This window comes from Paraprevotella xylaniphila YIT 11841 (assembly GCF_000205165.1).
In the GTDB taxonomy this organism is placed as follows: domain Bacteria; phylum Bacteroidota; class Bacteroidia; order Bacteroidales; family Bacteroidaceae; genus Paraprevotella; species Paraprevotella xylaniphila.
Map to the genome: position 1 here is coordinate 1 of NZ_GL883890.1, position 16,711 is coordinate 16,711.

Genomic DNA, 16,711 nt, shown 5'->3' on the forward strand with positions numbered 1-16,711 from the left:
CATCCCGTGCTGGGACCGCGACGTGTCGCGCTTCGTGTCCTCCGACCGCCTGCCCGACCACCATCCCTTCCGAGATTATTTCGACCGCCTGCCGCGCATCGCCTCCTTCATCGCTACGTCCAACAGCCACGAACTGCTTTCCGACCCTTCTGGCAGCCGCCGCTTCCTCTGCGTGGAGGTGGAGCGCCCCATCGACAGCACGGGCATCGACCATGCCCAAACCTACGCCCAACTGAAGGACATGCCTCTCGGCGGCGGGCGTCACTGGTTCACGGCGGGGGAAGAGGCGGAAATCCAACGTGCCAACGTGGCTTTCTACCGCACTTGCCCTGCGGAAGAAGCATTCGCCCGCCACTTCCGTGCCGCCCGTCCGGGTGAAGAGGCCCTGTCCGTTTCCCTTCCCGAGCTCATCGCCCTGTTGCGCAAGCGTCATCCGGGCACGCTCACGGGCATCGGGATGCAGGAGTTCAGCCGCGCCCTCGTGGCCGCAGGCGTGGAACGGCGGCATACGGAAAAGGGTAACCGTTACAGGATCGTGCCGTTGGAGACTTCCGATTTCCAAGACCTGTATCTCTACAAAAAGAGTTAAATGAAGTCCCAAACACCAAAGAAAAGGAAAGAAGCCCTCCGGCATTTGACCTTGCCAACAGTACTAAAGAAATACCTCTTTGGAATTGCTTCATATAGCAAAAAAGATTACCTTTGCAACGTCACACCGACCCTTTAGCACGGAATACAACCATGGGAAAGAAGATATTCAATGAAGACCGTTACGTGAACCCTTACACCGACTTCGGGTTCAAGAAATTGTTCGGCACAGAAATGAACAAAGACTTGTTGCTCAGTTTCATCAACAGTTTACTGCATGGCAAAGAAAAAATAAAGTCCCTCACCTACCTCAACACCGAACATCTCGGAATCAGTGAGGCAGACCGGCGGGCCGTATTCGACGTGTACTGCGAAAACGAAAGGGAAGAAAAAATCTTAGTGGAAATGCAACGTGGAGAACAACAGTTCTTCAAGGACAGAAGCCTCTACTATTCCACGTTCCCCATACAGGAACAAGGAAAGAAAGGGAGTTGGGACTACCAACTCAAGGCCGTCTATGTCATTGGCATACTCAATTTCACCTTCGACCACAAGCATGACACATACTACCACCACGAGGTACAACTGACGGACAGGAAGACTCAGGAAGTGTTCTACAACAAGTTGACTTTCATCTATCTCGAAATGCCGAAATTCAACAAACAGGAAAATGAGCTAAGCAACATGTTCGACAAATGGCTCTTCGTGTTACGCAACCTGACGCGCCTCATGGAGAAGCCTGCGGCACTTCAAGAACGCGTCTTCACCAAACTGTTCAAAGCTGCCGAAATCGCCAAATTCACCAAAGAAGAATATGACCGCTACGAGGAAAGCCTGAAAGTGTATCGGGACTGGCAAAACACTATTGCCACAGCCGAGCACAAAGCCTTGGAACGAGGTCTGAGACGCGGATTGGAACAAGGACTGGAACAAGGACTAAAACAAGGTTTGGAACAAGGTTTGGAACAAGGATTTGAGCAAGGAGAACAGCACAAAGCCAAAGTGATAGCCCTCCAAATGAAATCCAACGGTATTCCCACAAATATCATTGTACAATGCACAGGATTGAATGCCAACGAAATAGAAAAGTTATAATTAGAGAATATCTACCGACAGACAAAGAAGCCGTCATGAATCTAATCAAGTTGAACACGCCCGATTATTTCGCAGAAAAAGAAGCGGCTGATTTAAACAAATATTTGGACAAAGAAATAGAACTGTATTACGTCCTACTCGTCGATGGAACTGTCATCGGAAGTGGTGGAATAAATTTTGCAGAAAACAAAACGGTCGGGAAAATAAGTTGGGACATGATACATCCGAAATTTCAAGGCAAGTCATTAGGGACAAAGTTATTAAACCATAGACTTGAAATCCTGAAAACCATTCCCGGTATTCAAAGAATAACGGTGAGAACCTCACAAGCAGCTTATAAATTTTACGAAAAACAAGGATTTGTCCTACATGAAATCAAAAAGGACTATTGGGCCGATGGCTTTGACATGTACAGTATGGTATATGGAAAAAGCTTCTAAATATCAACCAATTAAACGGTTTCAATATTTGTTGTAAGAATGATGCCTGTCAAAGGCCGTAAAATACCAACTACTGAAAAGGTGATGGCTGCAACTGCAATAACGCTGTTTACGATTGCTAACCTAAAACTCCACCGTCACCCCTAACGTGGGCAACAGTGTCCCGCTTATTTGTTCTATACGCCGCATCACATAACGCTGCTCCTTCAAAGGCACTTCGGGATTCGACACAACGCCGGTACTCATAAACACATCCGGCTGACGTAGTTTGCTAACGGTCACATTCTGTAAGTCAAGATACAATCCCAGGCGCCAACGTTTGAAAAAGAATTCTTTGTCCACCCGCACATCCAGTTGGGCATAACCTGGTAGCCGCTCTGCATTGTAACGGCTGTAATCGTAGGCTGACTTCCCATTCGCATCCCAATACGTCACGTAGGACGAGGCTATCTCATCGTACGGCGTATAAGGAGAGCCGCCGATGCAACTCAACCGTAATCCTACGCTCCAACGGTGTGGGAAATCATACGTACCGCTCATGTTCAGAATCACTCGATTGTCCCAAGCCGAAGGGACATAAGCGGCATGACGGTCGGCACGGTATTCGCTACGGTACCAAGTAAAAGAACCGGTCAGGTTCAGACGGTCGGGCAAAGTCCAACGCATCAAGGCTTCCACTCCGTAGGCACGGCCTTGCGCCGTAGACACCAATGCCTCGTTGCCTACCACACCATAATCCGTACCCTTGCAAGTCAACGGAACCCCGTCGGCCAACGAAAGCGGCACACGGTGATAAGACTTATAGAACCCTTCTACCGATACAGCCCAACGGTCATTGGCTTTCCATTCGCCGCCCCAAGCTGCCTGCGCCACATTCATATAACGTAAATCCCGGTTGACCAACCGGTTTGTCGCGTCTTTATAGCCCAACGCCGTGTAAGGCGGCAATTGGTGATACCAGCCTGCCGAAGCTGCCGTCGACCAATGGGGTGAGAAAACATAACGGAAAGAAGCGCGCGGAGATAGCTGTTCCCACGGACGGGACATGCGCGACGAATAATTATTGCCGTCTGCCCGCACCCCGACCGACGCACTCCATCGTTCTTCCGGAGCCGTATAAGCCGCAGAGAACGAGGCTCCGTATGCGACAAGTCCCAAATGGGTACGGTAGGCAGACCAGTCCCCGACCGACAAAAGACGGCGTTCACGGTCGGTATAATCCATGTAATTCAATTCCGCACCCTCTTTCAACATCCAACCACCCGGCAACGTCGTCATATTCTCTGCACGTAACGTGGTCTTCTGCTCTGTGGAACGCAATCGAAGCGTGAGATTCTCCTCAGTACTCTCGTCATTATTCCGGTATTTCAGATTCTTGTCGTTCAGGTAATTGTGGCTCAATACGTACGTCTGCACATGCCTTCCGGCATAATGTCGGTAAGAAGCCCCTACCGTAAAAGTCTCTTGCTCTATCTTGGGCAGATAGCTCAAAATATAATCCGAACCTTCGTCTTCTCCCGCCAAATCCGTATTCAGTTCCATCCGGTCTACTCCGGCCAATGCCATCACCGTCAGTTCGTCGTACGGCGTCAAACGGGTCTTTACCTTAAACTGCCCGTCGATATAGTTCGGAAGGAAAGGCAAACCTATCATTTTAAAAAGTAATTGCAAATAAGACTGGCGCAAGGAGAACAGGTAAGTCGTCTTTTCCCCGATATGGCCACTCCCGCTCAAGGCGGCCTCGGAAGCTCCCAAAGTAGCCTTGAACGTCTGACGCTCCGAAGAGCCTTCGCGCAAACGGAAATCGAGCACGGAACTCAAGGCTCCTGCACGGTCGGCCGGAAACGAACCCGTATAAAACTTAATCTCACGCACCAAATCGGCATTGACGATGCTCACCGGGCCTCCCGTAGCTCCCTGCGTGGCAAAATGGTTGATGTTCGGAATCTCTATGCCGTCCATATAAAAACGGTTCTCCGACGGACCGCCGCCCCGCACTATCAAATCGTTACGGTATCCCACCGGAGAGAAGGCCACACCCGGATAACCGCGCACGATACGCGAAATGTCCCGGTTGGCTCCAGGGCTTTTCTCTATCTCGCGAAGCCCTATGACCTGCACGCTCACCGGAGCCTCAGCTGTCTTGCCATACGACTTAGGACGTACAGTCAAAGTATGCAACGACTTGACATCTTCCTCCAATTCAACGTTCACTTCGGGCGTGACAGCCGAAACGATATAATCCGGTGTATCCTGCGGCACATATCCGGCCGCCGTCACCCGGAATGAAAAAATACCGGGCGGCACGTGAGGTAATACGAACACACCGGCCGTATCAGTCACCGCACGCAAGGTGTCCATCGAAGTAGGAAACACAAAAGCCCCTACCACCGGTTGGCGGCTCGTCCGGTCTATCACTTTGCCCGTCACACGAAAAGAAGACTGTGCAACTGCCTGCACCACCAAGAGACTACATAAGAGCCATCCGCAGAAAAATTTCTTCATCCCAATTTGTTTTCATACAAAAAAAATGCAAAACGCATTTCAACACTCAAATACGCTTTTGAACAATGATTCTGCTATCACATTGGCCAACCTCACAGGTACGGCATTACCTATCTGTCGCATCGCTTCCGTCCAAGAACCAGATATGGAATAATCATCAGGAAATGTCTGTATCCGTTTCGCTTCAAGCACGGTATAATAACGTACTTTCCCATCAGGATACTTTATCATATTCTCCCCTCCCGGTACCCCATGCCCTCCAGCCTTTATGGTTTTGGACGGCTGATCAATATCACTGCCGGTATGCCCGGCATATTCTTTTGCACCGGTTCTTAACAGATGTTCATTGTACGATTCACTTGCTTCAAGCGGAACAGGCAAGCCCTGCAAAGCATCACGTACAGTCTGCCAAGGAGCCTTTACCGGTGGAAACATTCCATATTGAGACAATAAACGTTCCTTTTGCAAGGCCTGTTGTCTTTGTTCCCCAAAAGGAGGGATGAGATTATGCCTCTCCCAATAACTTCCAGTTACATACTTATCCCAAAGTAATGCTTCCTGCGAATGCGTTCCTTCTGGAAAATTCCAAGCCACATTTAAATCATTCCGGATGCCGACAATAACCACACGTTCACGCCTTTGTGGGACACCGTAGTCTGCCGCATTTAGCAACCTAAATATTACATTATACTTTAATTCTTTATAAGAACCTTCTGTATGAATACGTTCAAGCAATGAAAGATTTCTCTCCCAGTCCAAGTTTTTCAACTCCACATGAGGATAAGTAAGTTGCAGGATGATGTAACTAAAATATCGAGCAAATGACTGCCTCAGCAAGCCCTTTACATTCTCAAAAATAAAAACTTTAGGCGTTAACTGTCGAATAGCGGAAATTGCATATGGAAACATGTCCCTATCATCCTTGTATCCCAAAGCCTTTCCACCCAAAGAAAAAGGTTGGCATGGAGGACCTCCCGCAATAACATCTATATTACTGAACTGAGAAAATTGAAAATCCCGTATATCTGTCTCAAAAACAATATCAGGTGAGTAATTCCATCTTAAAGTTTTACAAGCATCTCCATTCCACTCAACAAAAGCCTGATGACGAGCACCCGCCATTTCAATACCCTTTGCTAAACCTCCAGCACCTGAAAATATTTCCAAACTATTAATCATATTACTCTCCCGATAAATACTTACAGACTTTCCTTTCTACATCAACCAAAGGCAAAGCCTTACCTTGGCACTTATAAGCCCAACTCCGTCCTGGATGCAATACGTCCCAATCTGATTTGGACTGATTATATCGTCCTTTTCCGGGATCATGATTGCCAAACCCATCTATCGAGCTATTCCATACCGGAGTATAACAACGGATTAATGCCGCTTCAATAGTTCCTATCATATCACAAGCGGCATTTTCCAATATCATGAAACGACAATGGAAATCTTTCAAATCCAAATTATGCACCTGGTTGATACTATTTGCGTGCTCACATAACCTTCTGTAAAGTTCATGCGAACTTTGAGATTTCCCAACTGTCCTTGCCTGCCTCCAACCTTGCGGCACGGCCTTACCTACATAAATCGGTTGCTTAAACTCCAACCTGTTTAAATCATAAAGTATCTTATAATAAGGATTCTTCCCTATATAATATAGAGCATACACCCCTGTACCTATGAATTTTTCCGGAGGTGGCAATTCATGAACAGGCGTACCATTGAAAAAACGTATGGTATCTTTTATTATTTCTTCAAAAGCATTCGATTTATACACATGCTTAGACCTGTCAAAAACATCATTCATTCTATACTTTTTAAGGAAGGTATATTATAAAATCTTCTTAGCTTATAATTATCGGCAAATATACTTATAGTTGCAAAATTACACTTTTTACTGGTAAAAATGAGAGCCAAAGACGGAAAAGTTGAGGATTTTATAAAAATCTGACGAATAAGCCTATTTTTTCACTACCTTTGTCCATCATACTTCGGATGGGATGCGAATGAAAAATACTTTCTACCTGTTACTGTTTTGGTTAGGACTTTCCCTGAGAGTTCCGGCACAAGCCATCTGGTCGGCGGATTTCCCGTTCGCCGGAGAACTGCCATCCAACGAAATGACGGAACTCTATCAGGATGAAGACGGTTTTGTTTGGATTGGCACAACGAACGGCTTGTCGCGCTACGACGGTTACCGCCTGCAAACGTTCCAAACAGACTACCGACATCCGGGCCGGCTTACCCACAACCACATCACCTGCATTGCGGAAGACAGTGCATACCTTTGGGTTGGAACGAGAAAAGGACTGAACCTCGTCGACAAACAGACTTACCGGATTACCACACCGAGAGAAGCCCCGTTACAGACCGCCTACATTCGCTCTCTTTGTTCCGACGGGAAAAGCCGTATATGGATAGCCTTAAACGACCGGCTATTGGAGTCCCGTTTCCCATACCATGAATATACCTCCATCAAACTACCTTCCCCAAACGGCAAACCGTCTTACATCAACTCTTTCTTTTATGAAAAAGGAAAAGAACGCCTATGGATATGCACGTCGAATGGGATTTTCGTCTATACGGACAGTACACAAGAACTACGCCACCTGCCGCCTGTGGGACAAACCAACTCTCCTTTCACGCTTTTCCAAGACAGGGACGGGCGGTACTGGCTCACCACATGGGGAGAAGGACTGTGGCAACTCCTGACCGATGAAACCTTGAGACATGTGGAATATATCCGTCAGGACATACAGCCACCACGAGGGAAAGTGGCAGACAGCAAATTCTTCAGTACAAGCCAAGACGACACGTTCGGTTACATTTGGGCCTTGTCCTATAACAACCTGTACGCATTCCAGTATGACGACCGTACCGGCAAGTTGATCCCCGTGGCTTTGCCCGGACACATAGACACCGGCAAAATGTACACCAAAATCCTGAAAGACCACGATGGCAACCTGTGGCTCAGTTCTTACGACCGGGGCACGTTGCTCACGTTTCATACGGAAACCATACGGAACTATCCGTTGGACGACCTACGCAAGACCTTGGACTGGATGCCCAATCTGCTCACTTTGAACCGCGACACCCAGGGGCGCTTCTGGTTCGTCCAAGACCGCTTCGGCCTCTGCCTCCATGAGCCGCAACACGGAAAAACCGTTTTTGCTACCCCCGAAATCCAGAACCTGACGGTAGATGCCCGCGTCACGGCATCCAGTCCTGCCAACGGTGGCTTATGGGTAGCAGCTCCCCACCGCAACCAAGTGTACCTGTTGACGTACGACCAAGGAGCGTTTAAGGTAAACCGCTGCATCCGGTTGTCCGACGCTTCCGGCAATTATGCTCCGGCCAACCAGATGGAAGAAACATCGGACGGAAAACTTTGGTTACGCAGCGGAGGACGTATGCTTTGCCTGCCCGCCAACGGCACTTCCCTGCTCTCCACACCCGACAGCCTGTACTTTACGGCCTTTGCCCACAGAGACACTGAATCTGTCTGGGCCTCCACTTCCCGATGTCTATATATAATAAAGGTAAAGGGGGAACACATGACATGCATCCCACAAACACTCGCCTTTCAGAACCACGAGGACGAAGAGGTGCACTTTCTCTGCTCCGATGACTTGGACGGCTTTTGGGTAGCCACCAGTCTGGGGCGCATCCTGCACGGTCAACCGGAGGATTCGGTTTTCCAAGATTTCAGCGACCGTTTCGACACGCAAGCCATGACGATACTGAATTTGCTATGGCGGAACCACCACCTTTGGCTCGTCTCCCACAATCGTTTCATCCACTACGACACACGGAGCCACAGCCTGCAACAATACACTTCCTCGGACGGCAATATGTCCACCCCCATCTTCCGCGACCAAGCAGCATTCCTTTCGGCCGACGGTACACTCTACGCCGGAGGACGTGGCGGTTTCGTATCAGTCACTCCCCCACTTTCATCCGGCTCTAAAGCCCCTTCACGTACGGTGATGCTGACCGACTTCAAAAACGGTACGCGCAGTATGCTGTTCAATCCCTCCGGACGGTACGTGTCCGGACAGCCCGACCGGAACACGCTTTCCTTGCAACCTGAAGCGGCCAACCTTTCCGTCAGCTTTTCCACTTTAGATTATGCACGAAGCGGAAAAGTACGCTATGCTTACCGGTTGGAAAGCCTCGACACCGATTGGAACTACCTGCAAGAAGGGGAAAACACGGCTTACTACCAGAAACTGCCCAAGGGAAACTACCGGTTGGTCGTAAAAGCCACAGACCGCAACGGACAATGGCAGGCTCCCGTCACGCTACTCAGCCTTACGCAACTTCCGGCTTGGTATGAAACCATGTGGGCTTACGCGGCCTACGTAACCGCAGCCTTTCTTCTTATTTTCGTACTCCTGAGACTGTACTTGCAACGATTACGCAGCCGCAACCGGTTACAACTCCAAGAGGCACTGACACAAGCCAAACTGGATTATTTCACCAACATCTCCCACGACTTGCTTACGCCGCTCAGCGTGATATCCTGCGTAGGTGACTACTGGGAACGGAAGTATCCGGCCGAAGAACGCCAGACCACGGTGCTGCGCCACAACATCTACCGGCTGAAACGCCTGTTGCAACAAGTCCTGGATTTCCGTAAGACCGAGAACGGCAACATGGTACTTCGCCCCGAAGAAGGCGACATCTTCGCCTTCGCCCGTCAACTGTGCACCCACCATTTCTTGCCTTTGGCTGAACAAAAAGGCGTACGGCTGAACCTCCGCATTCCGGAAGGCGAATGCCGGGGCACACTGGATTTCGACAAAGTAGACAAGATACTCTACAACTTGCTTTCCAATGCCGTCAAATACACTCCAAACGGAAAAAATGTCGATTTCATCGTGGAAATTCGGCAAAACGGGACAGAAAAAGACGTGGTATTCACGGTGCAAGACGAGGGTGTCGGCATACCGGCCAAAGAACAACAAAGGATATTCGACCGCTTCTACACCGGAAGCAACGGACGTAGCGGACAATCGAACGGCATAGGACTGGCACTGGCCCGGGAGTTGACCGCCTTGCACCATGGTAGCCTCACGTTGGAAAGCGAACCGGGCAAAGGCAGCCGTTTCACCGTAACCCTTCCGTGGGTAGCCCCGTCAGCCGCCCTCGTGCAGAACCACCCCGAAGCACAGCCGGTGGATGCCGAAATGTCAGCACCGGACATCACTGCCCCGGAAGCCTCCTCCCCAGTAGCGCAGGGACCATCACCCGAAGCCGGAGAGGCCGGAAACGACCGTCCCTCCATCCTCCTTGTGGACGACAACACGCAACTGTTGGAAATGATGGAGAAGATATTGGCCACGAAGTACCGGGTACTCACGGCAGAAAACGGGTTGGAGGCTCTGGAACAGCTCAAGGCAAGCGCCGTAGACCTCATCGTATCGGATGTCATGATGCCGGGCATGGACGGATTCGCCTTGTGCAGGAAACTTAAATCACAACTCGAAACTAGCCACATTCCCGTTATCATGCTGACAGCCAAACAGAGCGCGGATGACCGGGTAGATTGTTATGAAGCCGGAGCGGACGGTTATTTGGCCAAACCTTTCGAGTTGAAAGTGCTAGCCGCCCGGATAGACAATCTGCTCCATACCTACCGGAACCGCCAACAGGCTTTCAGGATGGAAGACCACGTCCGTCTGGCCGAACTGGAATATTCTTCCAACGACACCCGGTTCCTTCAGGACATGGCAGACTGTATCCACACCCATTTGGCCGAAGAAGGATTCGATTTGGAACAACTGTCCGGCCATTTGAATGTATCCAAATCCACCCTCCACCGCAAAGTGAAGGCCATGACCGGACTTACGCCTTTGGAATTTATCCGGAACATCAAACTAAAGTACGCCTGCGAGATGCTTTCACGCCGCGACCGGAACATCAGTGAAATCGCTTATGCCACGGGCTTCTCTTCGCCCAAATATTTCACCAAGTGCTTTAAAGAAGAGTTCGGACTGACACCCCGCGAATACCAAGAGAAAGAAAAATAAAACCGTAACAGGCAAAAAACAGTCGGGAAGGGGGTAAAAAACTGCCAAAATAGGATTTTACCCCCTTTCTGGCAGTTTTTTACCCCTCTATAACCTTCTTTTTCATATAGTTTTGCAAACAAATCAATCAAAACACATAAAAATACTGAGTCAAATGAATATGAACTTACGTACACACCAGAGTCTCCGGCTGAAGTGGGTGGCCGCCCTCTTTTTCGCATTCGGAATCGGAAACGCCCTCCCGGCTTCTGCCAACTTCTCCCGTGCAGACGAGCTTGCCATTCCAAACGATACACGTTCAAACCGGGAAGTAAACTTTAACGGGAATTGGAAATTCTTTTTAGGCGATACGGCCGTAGCCTCGCGTCCGGACTTCGACGACAAGCACTGGCGCACGTTGGACCTGCCCCATGACTGGAGCATCGAAGGCCGTCCTGAAGCAGACAATCCGGCCGGTAACGATGGAGGGTATTACCCCACCGGCATCGGTTGGTACCGCAAGACATTCAACTTTACTCCGGATAGCCGACATCCCGAAACCACCCTCTATTTCGAAGGGGTTTACATGAACGCGGAAGTATTCGTCAACGGACATAATCTCGGCATACGCCCCTACGGTTATTCGTCTTTCTACCACGACATCACGCCTTACCTCAAAACGGGCAAGAATGTCATTGCCGTGCGTGTGGACAACTCGGGACAGAAGAACTGCCGTTGGTACACGGGTTCCGGCATTTACCGCAACGTGAAACTTATCCGTACCCCTAAAGCACACTTTGAACCGTGGGGCATAGGTATCACCACCGAACAAGTGAACCAAAAGACGCAGGTGGAAGTGAAAGCCACGCTCGCCAACCGCAATAAAGCCCTCCCGGCCACACTGCTTTGCACGGTTACCGACTTGGACGATCACACCATTCTCACACAAAAAGAAACTGTCACCCTTGAAGCGAACCGGACAAGCAAAATCAAACTGCAATTTCCTTTTGAAAACGCCAAGCTCTGGAGTCCTGAAACACCGAACCTCTACCGGATGGTATGTTGCCTCGTACCGGCCAACGGAGAACCGGCCGACACGGTCACCACTACGTTCGGAGTGCGCCACGTGGAATACAATGCCGAAAAAGGATTAGTTCTGAACGGTAAGGCCATAGAAATGAACGGCGGATGCCTCCATCATGACAACGGTCCGCTCGGTGCCGCCTCCTACCGCGATGCAGAATGGCGTAAGGCACGGCTGATGAAAGAGGCCGGATTCAACGCCGTGCGCACCTCGCACAACCCTCCATCAGAAGCCTTTCTCGATGCTTGCGACCACTTGGGACTGTTGGTCATCGACGAATCGTTCGACGGATGGCGGTCAGCCAAAACGCCTAAAGATTACTCCGTCCTGTTCGACCAATGGTGGACGAAGGACATCGAGTCCATGGTACTGCGCGACCGCAACCATCCGTCTATCTTCTGTTGGAGCATCGGAAACGAAATCATCGAGCGCAAAACGCCCGAAGCCGTCCTTACGGCATACGCCTTGGCAGGCCATGTACGCAGTCTCGACCCGAGCCGTCCGGTGACATCTGCCCTTGCGGCATGGGACAGCGACTGGGAAATCTACGACCCGTTGGCTGCCGCACATGACATCGTGGGTTACAACTACATGATGCACAAAGGACCGTCGGACCACGAACGCGTCCCTTCGCGCATCATGATGCAGACGGAATCTTACCCACGCGACGCATTCTCCAACTGGGCACGGGTCAACGACCATTCCTATATCATCGGAGATTTCGTGTGGACGGCTATCGACTACCTCGGCGAATCGGGTATCGGACGCTTCTTCTATAAAGGAGAGACCGAAGGCGAACACTACCAACGTAACCAATTCCCGTGGCATGGTGCCTATTGCGGTGACATCGACCTTACAGGATGTCGTAAACCCATATCCTACTACCGCGAGATGCTCTTCTTCCCCGAACGCAACAAACTGTTCCTCTCCGTAAAGGAACCTTCCGGATACTACGGAGAAATCAAGGAAACCCAATGGTCCGTTTGGCCCACATGGGAGAATTGGAACTGGCCCGGACATGAGGGAAAGAATATCGACGTAGAGATTTACTCCCATTACCCATCCGTACGTTTGTACTTGAACGACAAACTCATCGGTGAAAAGGCTACGACCCGGGAAGAAGAATTCAAGGCTATCTTCACCTTGCCCTACGCTCCGGGCACCCTACGCGTCGCAGGCGTAGAAAACGGGCAGGAGAAAGAATCACGTACTTTGGAAACAGCCGGAAAACCGGCACGCATCCGGTTGACGACCGACCGCACGGAAATCTCGGCCGATGGCGAGTCTTTGGTTTATGTCGTGGCTGAAATCACGGACAAGCAAGGACGGGTGGTGCCTAATGCCGACAACCTGTTGGCATTCGAGCTACAAGGTTCCGGCACACTGTTGGCTACATGCAGCGCCGATTTGAAAGACAGCACGGCTTACACCGTTCCGGAACGCAAGACTTGGAAAGGCCGTGCCATGGCCGTCGTGAAAAGCGGACGGGAAAAAGGCCGCCTCACCCTGACCGTAAAAGGCAAGGGAGTGAAAAAGGCTTCCGTCAGCCTCGATGTAAAATAAGCCTGAAAAGAAACAAAACCATATTATTAACCTGATTTCATTTTTTGAGACCATGAAACATCTGTCAAGACTCTCAAAATTCGTTTGCACTGTCCTGCTTTTGGCAGGACAGGCAAACTTGTTTACCGGTTGCAACGATGACATACCGGCAGAAAGCTATTACACCTTCACGGGAGAAATGATGAGTGATTTTCTCATCGAACATGAGGACTTCAGTCTTTTCAAACGCATTGCGGAACGAGCCGGGAAAATGGACTTTTTAGGAAGCCGTGGCTCACGCACCTTCTTTCCCGCGACCAATGCGGGCGTGGAAGCTTTCCTGAAAGAGAAAGGATATGCATCTGTGGAAGACATTCCCGCTTCATTCTGCGATACGCTGTTGAGGGCGTGCATCATAGAAAGAATCATGTACACTTACGACTTGCCCGAAACGCAACAGGAAAACAACGAACTGGACTTACCACTCATCTTCGAAAGCAAGGGAGATACGTTGGATGCCAACCAAATGGCCTTGACCATCGTCAACCGCCGGGCCGCCATCATCAACGAATTGAAAAACGACTCCGTGGAAAACGGCGTGGTACATCCGGTTGACCGTGTCCTGGTACCCAGCACCAGTTTAGGTTCCACTCTGTTGGACGAACATCACGAGGATTTCCAGATTTATTACGAAGCCCTCAGACGGACGGGACTGATAGATTCCTTATACCGTTACCGGGACGAAGAATACGAACAGGAAAAAGGGAAGTATGCCCCTTTTACCCAAAGCATGCGCATCGGAAATGAAGACTACGTGGCCAAACTTCCGGACCACCGGTACAGCGGCTTCACCCTTCTCATCGTGCCGGACAAAGACCTGTACGGGAAATACCCCGACCGCTTCAACGAAAGCATGACCATGGACGAAAAGATCGATGCCCTATACGAATTGGCTGCGGAGAAATACAGCGGGGCAGATGCGGAAGCCATCTTCGGCCTGAACCAGACCGTTCCGGGTTCCGGCAAGACATATAAGGAACTGTACTGGAACAAAGGTTCATTGACCCACAAGTACAACCCTCTGAACATGTTCCTCTCCTACCACATCATCGACCGCCTGTTCAGCAGTACGGCCAAACTGGTAAACACCATCGGCATCCACACCGCATACGCCGACCCGACGGACTGGGTCAGCACGCTGCTCGACTTCTCCACCATCAAATTGGAAAAGGTGTACCGTCCGGTAGACCCGGCTGTCGAATATCCCTCCGAATTTTATGTCAATCATTGCCATGCTTCCCAATACAACAATTACGAACGGATCCGGGGTGCCCATCTGACCGTTCCGGAACAAGAGAACTACTCTTTGAACGTGGCTTACTATTACATCGACGACGTGGTAGCTTACGACCCTGTCATGCGCAACACCGTCATGAATACCCGGATGCGCATAGATTTTGAACTCTTATGGCCGGAACTGACGAACAACAACATGCGGTTGTGCGGCAATCCTCTTAAGGAGTACAACAGCGGTGACAACAGCGAAGACGGGACGGAAGGTGGAGGCTTCAACTATTACCTTCCTCCCGGCTACTTGAAAAACATGTCATTCAGCGAGAACACCATGTTCATCGTGAAACGCCCGATAATCTATTGGTCCAATTACCAAGGAGACGACATCGCCGTATTGGGCACGAGCTATGACGTGACGTTCAGACTGCCATGCGTACCGCCCGGAGAATACGAACTTCGTCTCGGATACTGCGCGTTGGGAAGCCGTGGCATCGGACAGGTTTATGTAGACGGAGTACCACAGGGGCTCCCGATAGACATGCGCGATAAAGCTGATGCACCTAATATTGGGGGACTTTACAACGGATGGAACGGCGTAAGAAGCGAAAAAGACGGTGCTGCTGGAATTTATACGGAAGAAGAACTGCAGGAAAACGCCCGGACAATGAAAAACAATGGTTATTACAGCGGACCCAAAGGAGTCTACTATTACTTCGGAGGAAGCGGCACTACTACGACTCCGGCTTATGACCCGTCTAAATGCGTCATCTTTTACAATCAGAATGATTTGTTGCGGCGGAAAATCTGCCAAGTGCAGGTACAACCCAACCGGCACCATACGATACGCTTACGTTCCGTGCTGTCCAGTGCCACCAGCGGAGGCTTCTCTTTAGACTATATGGAACTCGTCCCCATAAGTATCTGCGGTCCAGGCGGTATCGGGGAAGACATCTATTAACGTAAATTCGATATACCAATAAAAATAGAAACCTATGAAGAAACATTTTTGGCTATATTGGACGTTCCTCACAACGTCAGTATGCGCATGGGCCGACCCGATCGACCTGACAAAGGCACGTGAAATTGCCCAAGCTTACATGGAAGGCAACCACATTCCCGAGGTCGTGGAAACCCCTGTGTCCAAACGCGGCACGAGAAGTGGGCACTCTCCTCTTTACATTTTCAACAGGGGCGTGGGAAAAGGTTTCGTCATCGTGTCTGGAGACGATTGCCTGCCTTCCGTTTTGGGGTACACCGAACAAGGAGATTTCAACGCACAGACCCTTCCGCCCACCCTGCTTGAATGGATAGAAGGGTACAGCCGAATCATACAGGACGCACAAGCCCAAGGCGCGAAACCACGGGTACTAAAACGAGCTGTTTCCGACAAAGAGAGCATAAGGCCGTTGGTGAGTGCGCATTGGGCGCAAGGCGCACCTTACAACAACCTGTGCCCTTTCCTTAACAACGGAGGAGGTCGCGCCGTAACTGGATGCGTGGCCACGGCGGCGGCACAAGTCATATACTATTGGCGCAAGGAACTGCCCGATCGCACACAATATGACACTCCCACTTACGGTTATGGCGATGCGCCCGTCACGGAATCCATCCCTGCCGGTACTCCATTACAATGGGAACTGATGCAAGACAGCTATGACGGCTCCACGCCCGAGGATATGAATACGGCGGTAGCTACCCTGATGTCCGTCACGGGAACCTCTACATGGCTCACCTACGGCTCGTCCACCTCGGGACAAATCAGTGATTTGGTCAACACCTTCTCCGGACAATTCCATCTGAACAGCCGATGCACATATAAATCCGGCATCAGCCAGTCGGAATGGGAAGACATGATTTACGACGACTTGGCAAAAGGTTGGCCCATCGTTTATAGTGGAGTACATCCCACGCAAGGTGGGCATGCAGTGGTCGTAGATGGCTATGATGCTACAAACAACCTGTTCCATTTTAACTTCGGATGGGGCGGCGGAGGTGACGGCTATTTTACCGTAGACGACCAAACGGGTATGAACGGACACAACACTTGGCAAGGCATGACCCACACCATACACCCGTATGACTATGCATTAGAAGGCAAGATACGCACTGAAGCCATGCAAACCCGCATGAAAAACGCCATCGAGGTGGAA

General features: G+C 50.3%; 10 protein-coding genes. 7 read left to right on the forward strand and 3 right to left on the reverse strand.

The genetic code is table 11. The features are described from left to right. The 3 genes from HMPREF9442_RS15060 to HMPREF9442_RS15070 all read left to right on the forward strand — a co-directional run. The coding region (locus HMPREF9442_RS15060; RefSeq protein WP_420850141.1) for a DUF3874 domain-containing protein at nucleotides 1-589 on the forward strand (589 nt) is incomplete at its 5' end. Nucleotides 590-741: 152 nt separating this feature from the next. Beyond that, the gene (locus tag HMPREF9442_RS15065; RefSeq protein WP_008630297.1) at nucleotides 742-1,683 is read left to right on the forward strand and encodes an Rpn family recombination-promoting nuclease/putative transposase; all 942 of its coding nucleotides are present in this window, start codon (nucleotides 742-744) and stop codon (nucleotides 1,681-1,683) included. A 35-nt stretch (nucleotides 1,684-1,718) separates the two neighbouring features. After that, nucleotides 1,719-2,123: a GNAT family N-acetyltransferase gene (locus HMPREF9442_RS15070; protein ID WP_008630299.1), complete on the forward strand. Its 405-nt coding sequence runs from the start codon at nucleotides 1,719-1,721 to the stop codon at nucleotides 2,121-2,123. Nucleotides 2,124-2,246: 123 nt separating this feature from the next. On the opposite strand, the gene HMPREF9442_RS15075 is transcribed toward HMPREF9442_RS15070, so the two are convergent. Genes HMPREF9442_RS15075 through HMPREF9442_RS15085 form a run of 3 tightly spaced genes read right to left on the reverse strand, consistent with a single transcriptional unit; the run spans nucleotide 2,247 to nucleotide 6,438 of the window. Continuing rightward, nucleotides 2,247-4,628: a TonB-dependent receptor gene (locus HMPREF9442_RS15075; RefSeq protein WP_008630301.1), complete on the reverse strand. Its 2,382-nt coding sequence runs from the start codon at nucleotides 4,626-4,628 to the stop codon at nucleotides 2,247-2,249. Nucleotides 4,629-4,667: 39 nt separating this feature from the next. Further along, nucleotides 4,668-5,807, reverse strand: a complete 1,140-nt coding sequence (locus tag HMPREF9442_RS15080) for a DNA cytosine methyltransferase (protein WP_008630303.1) — start codon at nucleotides 5,805-5,807, stop codon at nucleotides 4,668-4,670. Nucleotide 5,808: 1 nt separating this feature from the next. Further along, nucleotides 5,809-6,438, reverse strand: coding sequence for an Eco29kI family restriction endonuclease (locus HMPREF9442_RS15085; RefSeq protein ID WP_008630305.1), 630 nt, complete (start codon nucleotides 6,436-6,438; stop codon nucleotides 5,809-5,811). A gap of 199 nt (nucleotides 6,439-6,637) precedes the next feature. On the opposite strand from HMPREF9442_RS15085, the gene HMPREF9442_RS15090 reads away from it, so the two are divergent. From HMPREF9442_RS15090 to HMPREF9442_RS15105, 4 genes are all read left to right on the forward strand, one after another. Further along, nucleotides 6,638-10,663 carry a hybrid sensor histidine kinase/response regulator transcription factor gene (locus HMPREF9442_RS15090; RefSeq protein ID WP_008630306.1) on the forward strand — a complete coding sequence of 1,342 codons (4,026 nt, stop codon included), beginning with the start codon at nucleotides 6,638-6,640 and terminating at the stop codon, nucleotides 10,661-10,663. A gap of 154 nt (nucleotides 10,664-10,817) precedes the next feature. Further along, a complete protein-coding gene (locus tag HMPREF9442_RS15095; protein WP_008630309.1) occupies nucleotides 10,818-13,289 on the forward strand; it encodes a glycoside hydrolase family 2 TIM barrel-domain containing protein in 2,472 nt (823 codons plus the stop codon). A gap of 52 nt (nucleotides 13,290-13,341) precedes the next feature. Next, the gene (locus HMPREF9442_RS15100; protein WP_008630311.1) at nucleotides 13,342-15,519 is read left to right on the forward strand and encodes a fasciclin domain-containing protein; all 2,178 of its coding nucleotides are present in this window, start codon (nucleotides 13,342-13,344) and stop codon (nucleotides 15,517-15,519) included. A 34-nt stretch (nucleotides 15,520-15,553) separates the two neighbouring features. Beyond that, nucleotides 15,554-16,711, forward strand: a 1,158-nt coding sequence (locus HMPREF9442_RS15105; RefSeq protein WP_008630313.1) for a C10 family peptidase, incomplete at its 3' end; no start/stop codon positions are given.